Annotated in this window: 14 protein-coding genes; 6 read left to right on the top strand and 8 right to left on the bottom strand. The window is 34.6% G+C overall.

Features of this window, described 5'->3' with window-relative positions:
• Window positions 1–21 precede the first annotated feature (21 nt).
• Complete coding sequence (locus D1867_RS07995; protein ID WP_155863647.1) at window positions 22–1545, bottom strand: hydantoinase B/oxoprolinase family protein; 1524 nt, start codon at window positions 1543–1545, stop codon at window positions 22–24.
• Window positions 1546–1548: 3 nt separating this feature from the next.
• Window positions 1549–3477, bottom strand: a complete 1929-nt coding sequence (locus D1867_RS07990; protein ID WP_155863645.1) for a hydantoinase/oxoprolinase family protein — start codon at window positions 3475–3477, stop codon at window positions 1549–1551.
• Window positions 3478–3535: 58 nt separating this feature from the next.
• On the opposite strand from D1867_RS07990, the gene D1867_RS07985 reads away from it, so the two are divergent.
• On the top strand, window positions 3536–4240 hold the full coding sequence (locus tag D1867_RS07985; RefSeq protein ID WP_155863642.1) for a 5-formyltetrahydrofolate cyclo-ligase: 705 nt from the start codon (window positions 3536–3538) through the stop codon (window positions 4238–4240).
• Window positions 4241–4548: 308 nt separating this feature from the next.
• On the opposite strand, the gene D1867_RS07980 is transcribed toward D1867_RS07985, so the two are convergent.
• From D1867_RS07980 to D1867_RS07970, 3 genes are all read right to left on the bottom strand, one after another.
• Window positions 4549–4848, bottom strand: a complete 300-nt coding sequence (locus D1867_RS07980) for a hypothetical protein (RefSeq protein ID WP_155863640.1) — start codon at window positions 4846–4848, stop codon at window positions 4549–4551.
• Window positions 4820–5002, bottom strand: a complete 183-nt coding sequence (locus tag D1867_RS07975) for a glycosyltransferase family 2 protein (RefSeq protein ID WP_155863638.1) — start codon at window positions 5000–5002, stop codon at window positions 4820–4822. Before D1867_RS07975 ends, D1867_RS07980 begins: the two co-directional genes overlap by 29 nt.
• A gap of 151 nt (window positions 5003–5153) precedes the next feature.
• Window positions 5154–6248, bottom strand: coding sequence for a hypothetical protein (locus D1867_RS07970; RefSeq protein WP_155863636.1), 1095 nt, complete (start codon window positions 6246–6248; stop codon window positions 5154–5156).
• 744 nt (window positions 6249–6992) lie between these two features.
• Here D1867_RS07970 and D1867_RS07965 point away from each other — a divergent pair.
• Window positions 6993–8801, top strand: coding sequence for a DEAD/DEAH box helicase (locus D1867_RS07965; protein ID WP_155863633.1), 1809 nt, complete (start codon window positions 6993–6995; stop codon window positions 8799–8801).
• 25 nt (window positions 8802–8826) lie between these two features.
• Window positions 8827–10590 carry an alpha/beta hydrolase family protein gene (locus tag D1867_RS07960; protein ID WP_155863631.1) on the top strand — a complete coding sequence of 588 codons (1764 nt, stop codon included), beginning with the start codon at window positions 8827–8829 and terminating at the stop codon, window positions 10588–10590.
• A gap of 4 nt (window positions 10591–10594) precedes the next feature.
• Here D1867_RS07960 and D1867_RS07955 read toward each other — a convergent pair whose 3' ends face one another.
• Window positions 10595–11092, bottom strand: a complete 498-nt coding sequence (locus D1867_RS07955) for a hypothetical protein (protein WP_155863629.1) — start codon at window positions 11090–11092, stop codon at window positions 10595–10597.
• A 46-nt stretch (window positions 11093–11138) separates the two neighbouring features.
• On the opposite strand from D1867_RS07955, the gene D1867_RS07950 reads away from it, so the two are divergent.
• Window positions 11139–11783: a uracil-DNA glycosylase gene (locus tag D1867_RS07950; protein WP_155863627.1), complete on the top strand. Its 645-nt coding sequence runs from the start codon at window positions 11139–11141 to the stop codon at window positions 11781–11783.
• Between the two features lie 17 nt (window positions 11784–11800).
• Here the strand turns inward: D1867_RS07950 and D1867_RS07945 are convergent, their stop codons facing one another.
• Complete coding sequence (locus D1867_RS07945) at window positions 11801–12499, bottom strand: sugar nucleotide-binding protein (RefSeq protein WP_155863625.1); 699 nt, start codon at window positions 12497–12499, stop codon at window positions 11801–11803.
• 17 nt (window positions 12500–12516) lie between these two features.
• Window positions 12517–13203 carry a hypothetical protein gene (locus tag D1867_RS07940; RefSeq protein WP_155863623.1) on the bottom strand — a complete coding sequence of 229 codons (687 nt, stop codon included), beginning with the start codon at window positions 13201–13203 and terminating at the stop codon, window positions 12517–12519.
• A gap of 181 nt (window positions 13204–13384) precedes the next feature.
• Between D1867_RS07940 and sor the strand changes: the two genes are divergently transcribed.
• Both sor and D1867_RS12695 read left to right on the top strand, forming a co-directional pair.
• Window positions 13385–14314, top strand: coding sequence for a sulfur oxygenase/reductase (gene sor / locus D1867_RS07935; protein ID WP_155863621.1), 930 nt, complete (start codon window positions 13385–13387; stop codon window positions 14312–14314).
• 253 nt (window positions 14315–14567) lie between these two features.
• Window positions 14568–15419, top strand: a complete 852-nt coding sequence (locus tag D1867_RS12695; protein WP_338078003.1) for a DMT family transporter — start codon at window positions 14568–14570, stop codon at window positions 15417–15419.
• Window positions 15420–15424 lie beyond the last annotated feature (5 nt).

The following is a 15424-nucleotide window of genomic DNA, read 5'->3' as shown; positions in this document are numbered from 1 at the left end:
GTTAAGCCCTTAATCTTACTATTAATAAGCTTTACCATATCCTCCACCACCTGGAGTTTCCACTATTATTACGTCTCCTTCATTAACTTCTTCAGTGAATTTACTAGGATATTCCTTACCGTTTATTGTAACTCTACCAGGTTTTCCTCTTTCTCCTCCTTCTAACCCCCAAGGTCCTATCTTAAACCTATCAGCCAGTATCGATATCTTGGCTTTAGAGAGTAGTTTAAATCCTCTAATTATTCCATCTCCTCCTTTGTGAAGCCCATTACCTCCACTACCTTCCCTTATTCTATATTCTATAAAGAGAATAGGATATTGCCTTTCGGCTATTTCTATTGGCGTATTTAAAGTGTTTGTCATATTATTTTGCACCGCAGATACACCTTCCTTACACGGTCTTCCACCGCTACCACCGCCTACAGTTTCATAATAAGACCAATATTTTCCTTTGTAGATACCGCCCATCATTATATTCATCATGGTTCCAGAGGCTGCTGCAGGAACTTTAAGGAACTTACTCATAGCCAGGAAAGTTACGTCTGCTATTCTTTGTGAAGTCTCTACGTTACCTCCACCAACAGCGGCGGGTTTTAAAGGATTAACGAGACTGCCTTCCTCAGCTTTAACTGTAATTAAAGAATAGAATCCATCGTTTGTAGGAACTTCTCCTACCATAGACCTAATCGCAAAGGATACTGCAGAATAAGTTACTCCAAGAACCGCATTAAGTGGTCCTTCAATTTGCTTGTGAGTTCCTTCAAAGTCTGCGGTTATTCCTTTTTCTTCTACCCTAAGTTTAATTTTTATAGGTAGTAGTGAAGATCCCCATTCTAAATAGTCTTCCGCTTCATATTCTCCTTTTTTCCATGTATTTATTACATTTAGTGCAAGTCTTCTAGAGTAATCAATAGATTCCTCCCATGATTGTCTTATGTCTCCATATTTTACGAACAATTGTCTCACTCTTTCTTCTCCTAGCTTATTTGCAGATATCTGAGCCTTTATATCTCCTAGTGAGAAATCTGGAACTTTGAAATTTTCCTTTATTATTTTAATTATTTCGTCATTTAAGCTACCTTTTCTAGTTAACTTTACTGGTGGAATTACTACGCCTTCTTCATAAATAGTTTTGGCCATAGGATTTATTGAACCCGGTAATGGACCTCCAACGTCTACGTGATGAGCCTTATTTACTGCATAGCCTACCAATTTTCCATTATAAAATATAGGAGATAATACTCCAACGTCGTTTAAGTGCGTTCCAGAAATATATGGATCATTAAATATAATGGAATCTCCTTCCTCAAGATCTATTCCTTCTTTCTCCAAGTAATTTAATACGTTAAGAACGCCTATCTTAAATGACCCTAGGTGTACTGGTATATGTTCAGCTTGTGCAACTATTTTTCCTTCTTCGTTAACTATTGCACAACTGTGATCCATTCTCTCCCTAATGTTTGGCGAAAGCGCAGATTTCTTTAATGAAACTCCCATTTCTTCAGCTATGAAGGACGTAGCCTTGTGAACGATCTCCCACTTCATGGCTTACACCTTTGAAATCTTTATAAATCCGTTATCATCTACTATCGCTTTCCAATTCGGCTTTATTACGATTGTTGAGCTATATTCTTCAATAATTGCTGGACCTTCTATTTCGTAATTGCTAGGAAGCTCTTCTCTATTATATATAGGAGTTTCAATCCATTCTTCAAAGTAAACCTTCCTAAATTTTACGCTAGGTTTGCCTTCTGTTTTAGGTTTAGGTAATGTTACCTTATAAGAAGGAATTATTCCAAATACTCTAATCGTCGTAATTTCTATATCTCTATCTAAAGTGAAGCCATAAATTTTCTTATGTATACTTTCAAAATCTTCCTTAATCTTTTTTACATCACTTACTGGGATCGTAATTTCCCATCCTTGTCCTTCATACCTTACGTCAGCATATCTTAAGTAATATTTTCCTTTCACCTTAGCTTCCAACTCTTCGAAATCTTTCTCGAGATCCTTAGGATACGACTTTCTCGCTTCATATTTTTTATCAGCAAATAACATTCCTAAAGCAGAAAAAAGTCCAGGATATGGAGGAATCACTACTGTAGAAATTCCCATCTCTTCTGCGAGGTCAATAGCGTATTGAGGTCCTGCTCCCCCATATGCAAATAGAGTAAAATCTTCGGGATCAAGACCTCTCTCAACTGTAACAAGTCTTATAGCCCTTCCCATTTCCATATTTGCTAGCTTTATTGCTTCGTTAGCTATTTCAACATAATCTCCTAATCTATTTAATCCCTTTATCGCTCCCTCTTTATCTAGTTTCATTTCACCTGAGAGTAAAGATTCTACTCTTCCTAGGGCTACATTAGCGTCAGTCAATGTAGGATCTTTTCCACCCCTTGCATAACTTATTGGTCCAGGATCTGCGCCAGCACTTAAAGGCCCAACTCTTAAACCTCCTGCACTATCTTTCCAGATTATAGTTCCTCCACCTGCGGAAACTTCACTTAAGTCTACAAATGGAAATCTAACAGGATATCCAGAACCCTTAATCACTCTACCATGATGAGCTTTTCCTCCTACCTCGTATTCTGTAGTTATCTCTATTTTATGGTCAACAACTGTTCCTGCCTTTGCAGTAGTTCCGCCCATGTCAAAGCTTATTGCATTTTTAATGTTAAGTAATTCAGAAAAGTAAGCAACACCTACTACTCCTGCTGCAGGTCCAGATTCTATTATTTGCACTGGTCTTCTTGATGCCTCTTCTTTATCTATTAAGCCTCCAGAACTTGCCATAATAAAAATAGGTGGCGAACTAAAATCCATAAGTAAAGATTCTAAAGCCTCCAAGTATCTGCTTACTATTGGCATTAATTTTGCGTTTAATACAGTTGTCGATGTTCTTTCGTATTCCCTAGGTTCAGGAGCTATCTCATGAGATACTGAAACGTATTTGAAGTATTTCCTAGCTATCTGTGCAACTATCTTTTCGTTATCTGGATTTATATAAGAATGTAAAAAAGAGATAGCGATTGCGTCTGCCTTGATAGATTTTATTAGGTTATCTACTTCTTCTTCATTAACTCTTTGAATTATTTTTCCTTCAGCGTTAACTCTCTCATTTATTTCGTATCTTTTATCCCTTGGCACTAAGGGAGCAGGTTTATCAAAAAATGGATTATAGAGCTCTGGCCTATTTTGCCTTCCAATCTCTATAACGTCCTTAAATCCCTTAGTAGTAAGTAAAGCAACTTCTGGAAGCTCCAAGTTAATTTGTCCTAAAATTGCATTTGTTGCTATAGTTGTTGCATGTATTATCTCTTTCACGTCGTGAAAATTTCCCTTTTTTAATCCTTCGTATACGCCTATCTCTGGGGATTTAGGAGTAGTTAATCCTTTATAAATAGTAATTTTACCATTTTCATCTATTCCAACTATATCAGTAAATGTACCTCCCACATCTACAGCTACTATCATAAAATGGGGAAAACTTACAAGAATAAAAGGATTTTATTCCTAAGATTAATCAGTTTTTATGGATAAGGAAGAAATTAGACAAAAGATTTGGAAACTAATGGAAGAAACTAACATAGCATCTTTTCCTAGGCCAGTTTTCGGTAGGATTCCTAACTTTAAAGGTTCAGAAAAAGCGGCTGAGCTTCTTTCTACGCTTCCAGAATTTAAAAAAGCTGAAGTAATTAAAGTGAATCCAGACTCTCCGCAAAGAAAAGTAAGGGAGTTAGTTCTATCAGCCGGTAAAAAGTTATTAGTTCCGACGCCTAGGCTTAAAGGAGAATTTTTCTTACTTTATAATGTTAATCCTAAGCTAGCGTCCACTATTTCAGGATTTACCAAATTGGGCAAAAGAATTAGTTATAAGGAAATTCCTACAGTAGATTTTATAGTAGTAGGTTCGGTTGCCGTAACTAGATCAGGAGATAGGGTAGGAAAAGGAGAAGGTTATAGCGAATTGGAATACGCGATATTAAGGGAACTTGGTAAGGTTAATGAAAAAACACCAGTAGCTACAACAGTTCACTCTATACAAATAGTTGATGAAATACCTTCACAACCTTTTGATGTTCCCGTTGATATAATTGTGACTGAAAAGGAAATTATAAGGACTAAGCCTAATAGAGAGAAACCAAAGGGAATTTACATGGAGTATTTAACCAAGGAGAAAATAGAAGAAACTCCATACTTAAAATATTATTTAATGGAGACAGGTAGATTAAAATGACTCAATTCCTGTTAAGAGCTACCACATAATTTTCTCTCCTTGACATTATTTTAGTCAATATAGTTCCACCAATTAAAAACGGTATTTGGTAAGCTGCCCAAAATGTATTTATTATAGCTGAATAATATAAGGGTAAACTAGAGCTCGCTTTAGTTAACCAAAGAAATCCTTTTATAATTAATAAAATAAGTAAAATGATAATTATTATATGAGGAATTCGTTTTTTGCATCAAACTTTAGGAGTAACATCGAAAGGTCTCTTTTTGCCTATTATTCAAGAAAAGAAAGCTAAAGTTATTGATAAAAACTCAAGATATTCTACCGATTGATGGTAATAAAACCCTTTTTATCCCATATTCTCCCTTTCCTTTTATCGCGTAAATAAACAGTGCTATTGAAAAAAGAAGATAAGGGGTGTAAGCAAGGATATAGGTTAAAGGATTTAAAATTATTATTGGCAACTTGAACAAGAGGAAAAATACTGGAGCTAAAAATTCGGCTATTGCGAGCGGACCTTCCTTAACCCAATATAAACCCCCTGAAAAATAGCCAACAAATTGAGAGAAATTTAAGTTACTCTTAGTATCTTTCAAGTTGAAAATATCCAAAAGCCCACTTTGATTGTCGTGTTAAATAAGCGTTTATATCCTCAGGAGGTTCTCCGTACCAAATTAGCTGTGAAACAACGTAAACTGAAGTGTAACCTTCTTCGTGTAGTCTTATTGAAGTCGCAACGTCCTCTGTTATGGTTAATTCATCCAACCTCTTTCAGTGCACTTATTCTAAATACAGAACCTAAAGAAAAGGCGGAAGATAAAGCAGGTCCAGAATGAAGAGGAAATAAGAAAAGGAGGATATTATGGCGTACCAGTCTCTACAAATATTGTGAGGGAAAAGGTCTTGTCCAATAGAGTTAACTATTCACTTTATAATACAATAACCTATTTTCAAGGACATTGTTGATGATATTCAACGATTCGCCGGGTGGAAGGTCAAATATTTTATCATATTGGTAAGCAATATACTCTCTTTTTTCCTGAGGCAAATTTCTCCATGTAGAGTACCATTTAATAATCTCCCCTATGAAGCTTTTCTTACCCGGATTATTAGAGAGAAGCGTTAGGACTACCCCTATAATTACTGCTCCTACAATTAAAAGAAGTAGAAACATGAAACCGTTCAGGTAGTTAAGAATTACACTCCCTAGACCTATACCTATTAAGAGTAAAAATCTGGGGATAAATTTACCTAAGAACTTAATTATGCTCTTAATTACGTTTTTAGTCATTTGTTCAAAAATTATTTTACGTGATGAAGTTACAATTGATGCAGAAAAACCTAATTCCGCTAATTCCTTTTCAAATTTCTCTATTCTGTTGGTCGTACTATCTCCTATTTCGTCCATCTTCCTAACCCCTTCTATAATGAGGCTTGGGAAATAGTAACCTCGATATGGACCATGGTTAATCCTAGCATATCTTAATATCCTGTTCTTGAGGTCATCCGATAAGGAAGCCCCACCTAGGGTATTGAGTATGATATTTGCTTCTTCCTTATCACATACGACCTTTATTTCTTTAGGAGCTTTTAATTTCTGTTTTTTCCTAGACCCAAAGACATAATCATAAACATAGTCCCTAGCTACGATTATGACTTTACTATCCTTTTTTATTTCCTCGATTACTTCGCGTAGTTCCTTAGACTGTTCTTGTCCTAAGATTTTTGGGAAAAGGATAATGACTGTTTTTCCTTTAATCTTATCCTTAATTTTATCAAAGTTTTGTTTGTCAAAAGCCTCAAGCTCATAAGAGTCTACACCTTTTTGTATATTTTTTAAATCCTTCCACTGGTTTTCATTTGAAATAGAAAGTCTATGATACACTATGCAAAAAGACATGTTACGTAATTTTTCAATTGACCTATACAGTTTGTATTTCTTCCCAGAAAAGGGATATCCTGTTATAGCAACGTAACCATTTTTACTGATAATTTCCTCTAGATTTGGCATATCTTGAAAAAATTAGCTCAATCCGTTATTTATTTTTTTATATTGCTTTCAGTGATCTTTTAGGAAATCATGAAGTTTAATGTCAAACATACGACAAAAAAGTGTTTACTTTAATAAGAATATATCATTTTTTTTAAAAAATCTCTTTTTAGTTAAAAGAATGGACGAAGAATTTCACCTTTTACACCTTCCAAAATCCTGCCGTCAGTCGTCATTAACACATCACAATCAGTAGACTTAATGCCCTTCTCAATTACAAAAGGTGAAACGCTTGCCATTCACGGTATACCAAAAATCACCTTCCTGAAAATAAATCTATAGAGTAAATATAAGAGTTTCTATTAACTTAAATGGGAAATTCTCTGTGAACAAATCAACTAAGAACTATTATTCTATCAGGCTATTATTTCTGACTTCCTTCCTGCTTTGGAAGGGCGGTTCATCGTTCCCACTATCGATTCGGGTAGCTCAGAGAATAGAAGTTGTACGGAACTTTCATCTATAAATGCTGGTTGCTCCTTCCTCGATTCGGGAGGAGCGTCATTAACGCCTTGGGCTATCCATCCTCTTTCTGCTCCTTAACCCACATTTTTGTATTTTTTGTTTTATATTTTGCTAAAAAATGAGGTTTTGTTATAAATATTTTATAAAAAGGAAGAAACCAACAGTTTGTTTATAATTTTTGGTTATGCTCCAAAAATGAGGAAATAGTAATTAAAGTTTGAATATCTAGTAATAAGGGTAATGAGCAATTTTGTTAAGCTTGATATTAAGGCTTTAGACTCTTACCAGCCATTAATGGTTATATCCCCTACTGGTTCAGGTAAAACTTTCTCTGTAATAAAGTACGCGTTAAAACAAAATGTTTATAATAAGGTAGTATTTGCAATGCCTACAAAGGCGGCTATTAGAGAAGTTTACACTAAACTTTCACTTTTTACTAATTACGTAGGAAGAGACGATAGTGATGCCAGACTCGAAGATAGTTTTAATGCGGAAGAAGTCTGGAGAAAGAAAATTATTGTAACTAGTTATGAAAGGCTTTTACAACAAATGATCTCTTATCCTTCTCTCTTTTCTAATTCGCTTTTAGTTATTGATGAAGCGCATTTGCTCCTCTCAGAAGGAAGAAATTGCACCCTTCAAGAGCTTTTAGCATATTATAAGTTCTTTAGGGAGAAATTTGGTGGTAAAATTAATATTATATTACTTAGCGCAACAATGCCAGATGTAGATTCGCTTTCCGAATATCTAGAGGCAAAGGTTATTTGTAACGATAAAAGGCCCGTAAATATAGACGTAAAAATAGTAAGAGTTTCTCAGAAGAGGAGTGAAAATTACTATTTAAATAAGGCAATAGAATTCATAAATTACGTTAAGAAAGGGGAACTTAAATTAGAAAATTATAAGCAAATACTAGTTTACACTAATACTAGGAGATCCGCAGAGGAAATATCTAAATTAATAGAGAAGGAACTTCATGTATCTGCAGTTTTTCATCATGCAGGTTTGCCGATAGAAGTTAGAAAAAAGATAGAGGACGACATGAGGAGTGAAAATAACCAGTACAAGGTAATAGTTTCAACCGACACTTTAGCTCTTAGTATAAATACTAACGTAGATGTAGTAGTAGTTTTAGCGTTAAAGAGATTCGCGGCTTTGAGAACTTACGTAGAACCGTCAACAGTTGCCCAAGTTATTGGAAGAGCCGGAAGGCCAGGTTATTCAGAAAAAGGTTTGGCTTTAATCTTTGCAGAACCTGATGAAGTAAAAATAGTTAATAAAGCGTTAAAAAAGGACTTTGGAAGGGTTCCAGAGCCCTTAGATTATCCACAAACAGTATTAAGGTGGATTTACAGCGGTTTAGATCCTTTGCTCTTGGCAAGATATGGATATAGGTATTCTCCTTCAAAGATAAAAGATTCCTTATCATTCCTTGAAAATATAGGTGCTATCCAGAAAGGTAAAGTAACTCCCCTAGGTAAAGTATTTGCTTATGAAATGGTTCCGAAGAAAGGTATGAATTTGCTTAAGCTAATAATAAAATTTGATAAAAAAGGAAATCCTCTAGCAAGGGCATTATACTACTCTTTTATATATTCCTTCTTCGTAGACGAATACTTTAGCAGAAAAGTTAATGAAGGAGAAATATTAAGAAAAGGTAATTCCATTTTCCTAGATTTAGTAAAATCCTTGAGGGGAAGTTTCGGTAAATATACATATTTTACTGTTGGAGAAAGCCTAGAGCCTTCAACTTGGTTTTATTATTCTTTAACTGTGCCACAAGTTATTTCAACCGACGATATTGCAGAAAGTATTAGGAAATCGTCTGAAATAATTTATAATCTTTCTACTTATTCTCTAATTAGCGAAGATTTGAGTAAGCCTTCATATTTTATTATGAGGCTTATGAGGTCTTATAGGAGAGTTATAAGAGGAGGAAAAAAGGGAGAAGAAATTGTCGATTTTATAAGATTCTGTTTTTCAAATTACCAAGAGCTCTCGAAATCTAAAGATGAATTCTTTGATACGCAATGGATTAGAAATGCTTAATGCCTTCCTTTTATCTATTTTTATAATGACACCAGAGGAAGCCTATTCAATAAAACTCATATCTGATGTAAAATTAAATAATGAAGGAGATTTACTTCATGTAGAAACTTGGATAGAAAAGTATGAGTATAGATCGGCAATTTTACTAAATAAAAGAAAAATAATTGAAGGAAAAGTAAGCTTACCTAGATTTAATGGCGAATATTTATATTATGTTAAAGAAATTAAAGGACATAAGAACAAAAAAGAAGTTTGTTTATTCAGGAAATCTCCTTATGGAGAAGAAGAAAAACTTCTTTGCTTAGGTAAAATCTCAGATTATGCATTCCATAATAAAGGAATACTTATCCTAGGAGAGGATAAAGTAGACAAGAGCGCACCATTTGAGGCCACGAAACTTAAGTACAGATTTGACAGTAGAGGGCTTTTAAGGACTAGGCAAGCTCTTTACTTGTTTTCGACAAAATTAGAGAAAATAATTAGTGGGGACTTTGACGTTACTGGAGTAGCTACGAACGGTAAAAGAGTTGTAATTTCTGCAACAAAGGAGAATGATGATATAGGTCTTTCAGACGTTTACGAAATCGATTTATCTAATGGGGAAATGAGGAGAATAACTCAAGGAGAAGGAATAGTAAACGCCGTGGCTATGAACGAAAAAGGTCAAATAGCTTACTTAGGCCATAGAAAAGGTAGGGCGCCTTGGGCAGTAGAGGAAATAATACTTCCAGAGGAGGACAAGAGTTTTCTCTGCGGCAATACTTGCGGAGGTGACGTATTAACAGACTTGTTTGACGGAGCAAAAACTAGAATTTACTTTGTGAACGATGTTATTTATTCTCTTGGTCAAGTTAAAGGAGAAGTTCAGATTTATAAAATAAGTGATAAGGCAGAGCAAATAACTGAAGGTAAAATAGTAGTTAGAGGTTTTGATGTTAATACCAAGGAAGATATAGCGTATTTTTACACGACTCCCACTAAACCTTCGATTCTTCATTATAAGGAGGATTATGACCCTAATCCTGGAGTAGAAGGAATAGAACCGCAGGAGATTAATGACGAAATACAAGGTTGGGCTATAATTACTAATCCAGATAATCCAACGATTTTGTTTATCCATGGTGGGCCTCACGCTGCTTACGGCTATGGATATTTTATAGAGTTTCAATTCTTTGCATCTAATGGATTTAACATAGTATATTGCAATCCTAGGGGAAGTCAAGGCTATGGAGAAGATTTTGCGAAGGCGTGTGTAGGAGACTGGGGTGGGAAAGATATGCAGGATATAATCAATTTTACTAAAAAAGTAATTGAAAAATATAACCTTAAAGGAAAATTGGGCGTTACTGGAGGTTCTTATGGCGGATATATGACAAACTGGATAGTTACTCAGACAGATATGTTTTCTGCAGCAATTGCTGAAAGGAGTATATCCAACTTAGTTAGCATGTGTGGGACTAGTGATATAGGCTTTTGGTTTAATGCAATAGAGGCAGGAATTGATGATCCTTGGAAGCAGGAAAATATTGAGAAATTAATGAGAATGTCTCCAATTTATTATGTTAAGAACGTAAAGACGCCAACCATGTTAATCCACGGTGAAGAAGACTATAGATGTCCAATAGAGCAAGCAGAACAGTTCTTTATGGCATTGAAAATGAACGGAGTCCCTACAGTATTAGAAAGGTATCCTGGTGATTCTCATGAGCACGCTAGGAGAGGAAAACCTAAAAATATGATTGATAGGCTTTATAAGAAAATATGGTGGTTTACTAAATATTTAAAATGAAAATTTAGGTTCTCTTTCTTCTCCCTAATATTAACCCTATTATAGCAATAATAATTCCTACAATAAATAATAATGCTCCTAAGAGGACAAATACTAAAGAATAGACGTCTATACTAGAAACTTCAATATACTTTAGAACGTAATATACTATTATTGATGAATTTGAAGGGTTTTGAAATTCAATAACCCCTGATACATCACCAGTAGGAGACAAATATACTCTCTCTGCTGTAGAAATTGGAGTAGAGTTAGTAAAGCTGGAAGGTAGAGTTACATATATGGGTGAGGTAGAATTATAAGCAAACGCGATAATTTTCCCTGGAGAAGGTGAAACAGGAATTGTATAGTTTTGGTACGGTCCAAGGATAATTCTTTGTGCTCCGTGAAGTTCTATTACCGGCTCCATTTCATTAATCAGCGAAGAAAACTCATAAAAGCCTACTCCCGCCAATATTATCCCTATAACGAGCACTATCAATCCTATCTTACTCAAAATATGCATGATAAAATATTCTTAATAATAACTAATAAGTATATTCGTATGAGCAATGTTTGACGAGGAGATCATATCTTGCTATAAATGTCCTAGACTTAGGCAATATTCTGAAATGATAGGTAAAATAAAGGTGAAAAGATTTAGAGACTGGGAATATTGGGGAAAACCTCTACCAGGATACGGCGATGAAAATGCAAGCTTACTTATTGTAGGATTAGCCCCTGCAGCACATGGCGGAAATAGAACTGGCAGAGTATTTACTGGCGATGAATCCGGTAAATGGGTAATTAAGGCCCTTTATGAACTAGGATTATCAAATCTAGAGTTCTCCTTAAGGAGAGAAGATAACTTGATCCTTAGAGGAGTTTATTTAACTAATGCAGTAAAATGTGCTCCTCCTAAGAATAAGCCTTTAAGGGAAGAGATTCTAAACTGTAATTATTTCCTAAGAAAGGAGATAATGTCCTTAAGAAATCTTAAAGTGATATTAGCTCTAGGTAAAATAGCTTTTGATTCAGTTTGCATGGTTTTTAATGAAAAATGTAAATTTTCTCACGGCGTAATTTATGACATTGAAGGAAAGAAAATCGTTGGAAGTTACCATCCTAGCGCGCAGAATACCAAGACTGGAAGACTTACCTGGGAGTCTTTCATGCAAGTTGTGAGGAAAGCTTACGAATTATCTAAGGCATCATAGCTATCTGATGACCCTAATTAAATTCCATCTATTTTTAAGCCGAAACTTCTCAATAGCCAATTATCTAAGGAAAAATCGAAATATTTTCCTTCTACTGGTATAATTAATCCGCCGTAATCGTCTGAAAACTTTCTGCAAATATCGTACTCAGAAAACCTTTTTCCTGCTAAGTTTATGACTCCCCTTGCGTCCTTCTTTAAAAGGTATTTTACAGCGTAAGCTACGTCCTTTACTGAAATTGGTGATAAATAAAGGTTAGTATTGCATTTGGCTATTCCCTTCTTTATTAATGCTTTAATGATATGAAATAAAATGCCCCTATAAGATGGAGAATAAACTGCACCAAGTCTTAAAATGAGATAGTTGCCGAGTGAAGCTATGGCAGTTTCTCCTACTAACTTAGTCATTCCATAATAATTTAAAGGACTTGGCGTTGAAGTTTCTGAATAATATCCCCTTTTTCCATCATATATCATGAACGTTGAGAAGTAAACGTTTAAAGAGCCTATTTTATTCGCAGCTTTGGCTATATTTATTGCGAACCACGTATTTAAATTCCACATTGAAGCATTATTTGAATTATCCTCCAGAGTATGTATAACTATTTCAGGCTTAGTTTCATAAACTTTCTTTGGAGAGTCTATAAATATGAATTCATCGTCAATTGTATTAGTTAACGCTCTAGCTAATTCTCCTTCATCTGTTATTCCAATCATAAAATAAATGGAAGCGACTAGGAATTAAAAAAATGAATTCCTATACTTTCTAGTTCTCTCGTGTCTTTTTCGTAAATTTTCACAAATTGGCTAAAGTCCTTGTCCTTTACTATTTCTTCGATCTTTTCCTCATAAGGTTCGAGTTCTTTAGGTGAGAGAACTCCTTTACTTACTAATTCAGCAATCAAGAATAGTAAATTAAACCTTATGTCGTAAGCTGGAAAATTAAATAGTTCTAATAAATATTTCTTATTATTTTCAACGTCATTCTTATCAATTATTCCTAGGTTAAGTATGTCTAGAATTAGGGACCAGCTGGCTATTCTATCTAATTCATTACCTTTAAGTAAAGCTATATATTTCTCTTTTTCTTTTTTCACACTTTCTATATCTATTGCTCCAGAATTTACTAGGTCTTTTACAAGTAACCAAGCCTCAGAATCGTAAAGGAGAGACAAAAAATCGTACTTTTTAACATCGTTAATAGTTATGATTCCTTTATTAATCAATTGTGGTACCATTCTCCAAGCGTGTAGCTTTACTGTATCATCGTTGTAATTTAGCAAATCGAGGAATTTATCCTTCATTTTAATTAGTTTTTCTTTAGTTACAATACCGTTCTGAATTAACCAATCTATTTTGAACCAGCCATCTAATCTATCGTAAGGATTTTGAGAAGATAATAGCGATAAATAATCTACCATAATCTAATCTACTTTATTCAGGAAATAAATCTATTCTTCTTTTTTGTAGAGAAAAAATATCAAAATATTTATATTCTATTTTACATATAGGTTAATGTAATGTTAAAGCTAAGTTATACTTTATCTAGTTTTTATGAAAGAAAGAATATAAAAGTAGACGAAAATGTATTTTTGACCAAAAATGCCAAAACCATACGTTGCTATAAACATGGCAGAATTAAAGAATGAACCTAAAACGTTTGAAATGTTTGCCTCAGTAGGACCGAAGGTCTGCATGGTAACAGCAAGGCATCCGGGATTTGTTGGCTTTCAAAACCATATACAAATAGGAGTTTTGCCATTTGGAAACAGATATGGTGGAGCTAAAATGGACATGACTAAGGAAAGTAGCAGTGTTAGAGTTTTACAATATACTTTCTGGAAAGATTGGAAAGACCATGAAGAAATGCACAGGCAAAACTGGAGTTACTTATTCAGACTATGCTATTCATGCGCTTCGCAAATGATATGGGGACCCTGGGAACCAATTTATGAAATAATCTACGCAAACATGCCTATAAACACCGAAATGACTGACTTCACTGCAGTTGTAGGAAAGAAGTTTGCAGAAGGAAAGCCTTTAGACATTCCAGTTATTTCACAACCATATGGAAAGAGAGTTGTTGCCTTTGCAGAACACTCAGTAATTCCTGGCAAAGAGAAGCAATTTGAAGACGCAATAGTTAGGACTTTAGAAATGTTAAAGAAGGCTCCTGGCTTCCTTGGCGCGATGGTATTAAAGGAGATAGGAGTTTCTGGAATAGGAAGCATGCAATTTGGCGCCAAAGGATTCCATCAAGTCTTAGAGAACCCTGGATCACTTGAGCCAGATCCAAATAATGTAATGTACTCAGTCCCAGAAGCAAAGAATACCCCACAACAATACATAGTACATGTAGAATGGGCTAACACTGATGCTTTAATGTTTGGAATGGGTAGAGTATTACTATATCCTGAGCTAAGACAAGTACATGATGAAGTTTTAGACACTCTAGTATATGGTCCTTATATTAGAATATTAAATCCAGTGATGGAAGGAACATTCTGGAGAGAATACTTAAACGAACAATAATTTTTTCTTTCTTTCTTTTGTACTTCTTTCACATCATATTATCTGACTTCCTCCTGAAGGGTTACCTCCCAAGGGGCTCATCAATTCGAGTGGCTCAGAGAACCATCCCAGAGGAATGCTGGCGAGGAGCGTCATTAACGCCTTGGGCTATCCCTCCCCTTTCTGCTCCTTAACCCCCATTTTATGTAAACGAATTTTTGGAAGAGTGCTCATTATGAGATAAATATATAATTGAACAGTATAGCTTTAGGTTGTGGTAAAGTTATATTATATTATACCTTATGTGTTAATTAATTCACTTATTTATACATTTGTTAAGGATGGGTTATATTATGCGTCTCCCATGTTCTTTATGGCTTTAAGATTCCTAATAGGTGGAATAATATTATTACCATTTACTAAACAATTGACATTAAATAGGGATATTTTTCTTCTCTCAATTTTTACTACTTTAAGCACAACTTTTTGGGCTTACGGATTACTTTACGTTCAACCCTCTGAATCTGCAGTATTAAGTTACACAATGCCATTAATTGCCATCCCTTTATCAGCGTTAATACTTAGAGAAAAGACTACTAAGACTGAGGTAATAGGTATTTTGATAGGTTTCAGCGGTGTTATAATTTATTCCCTAAATCTAGGAATTTACTTTTCATTAATAGGTATAGTATTAACGCTAATAAATGCTTTCTTTTGGGCATTATTTACAGTCTATTTTAGAAAACTGAGAGGCCTTAATGCTATTTCAATTAATGCCGTACAACTACTATTGGGTTCTTTGATCTTTTTTACGCTATCTCCTATTCAATTTTACTTTAGATATTCGATAAATTTCCTAGTAGATCTATTATATGTTTCAGTACTTGGAGGAGGAATTTCCTTTTACTTATGGAACTCAATGCTAAAAACTGAGAGAGTATCAAAGGTGACTGTCCTCAGTTTTTCAGTGCCTGCGGTAAGTACTGCAGTTGATGAGCTTAGGGGAGTTAATGTAAACATTGGCATGATTGAAGGGATAGGCGTGATGTTTCTTGGAATTTTAATATCTAGGTTAGAGAAGAAGATTAACAAATCTAATATAGTAAGTGGAAGATTTCATGTATAGCGAAT

This window comes from Acidianus infernus (assembly GCF_009729545.1).
GTDB lineage: Archaea > Thermoproteota > Thermoprotei_A > Sulfolobales > Sulfolobaceae > Acidianus > Acidianus infernus.
Note: the sequence above shows the minus strand (reverse complement) of the source record. Positions and strands in the feature narration are given on the sequence as shown.

Coding starts and splice junctions, on each gene's coding strand:
- D1867_RS07985 (WP_155863642.1), top strand. CDS start 3,536: ATGGATAAGGAAGAAATTAGACAAAAGATTTGGAAACTAATGGAAGAA.
- D1867_RS07965 (WP_155863633.1), top strand. CDS start 6,993: ATGAGCAATTTTGTTAAGCTTGATATTAAGGCTTTAGACTCTTACCAG.
- D1867_RS07970 (WP_155863636.1), bottom strand. CDS start 6,248: ATGCCAAATCTAGAGGAAATTATCAGTAAAAATGGTTACGTTGCTATA.
- D1867_RS07940 (WP_155863623.1), bottom strand. CDS start 13,203: ATGGTAGATTATTTATCGCTATTATCTTCTCAAAATCCTTACGATAGA.
- sor (WP_155863621.1), top strand. CDS start 13,385: ATGCCAAAACCATACGTTGCTATAAACATGGCAGAATTAAAGAATGAA.
- D1867_RS07960 (WP_155863631.1), top strand. CDS start 8,827: ATGACACCAGAGGAAGCCTATTCAATAAAACTCATATCTGATGTAAAA.
- D1867_RS07955 (WP_155863629.1), bottom strand. CDS start 11,092: ATGCATATTTTGAGTAAGATAGGATTGATAGTGCTCGTTATAGGGATA.
- D1867_RS07950 (WP_155863627.1), top strand. CDS start 11,139: ATGTTTGACGAGGAGATCATATCTTGCTATAAATGTCCTAGACTTAGG.
- D1867_RS07990 (WP_155863645.1), bottom strand. CDS start 3,477: ATGATAGTAGCTGTAGATGTGGGAGGTACATTTACTGATATAGTTGGA.
- D1867_RS07945 (WP_155863625.1), bottom strand. CDS start 12,499: ATGATTGGAATAACAGATGAAGGAGAATTAGCTAGAGCGTTAACTAAT.
- D1867_RS07995 (WP_155863647.1), bottom strand. CDS start 1,545: ATGAAGTGGGAGATCGTTCACAAGGCTACGTCCTTCATAGCTGAAGAA.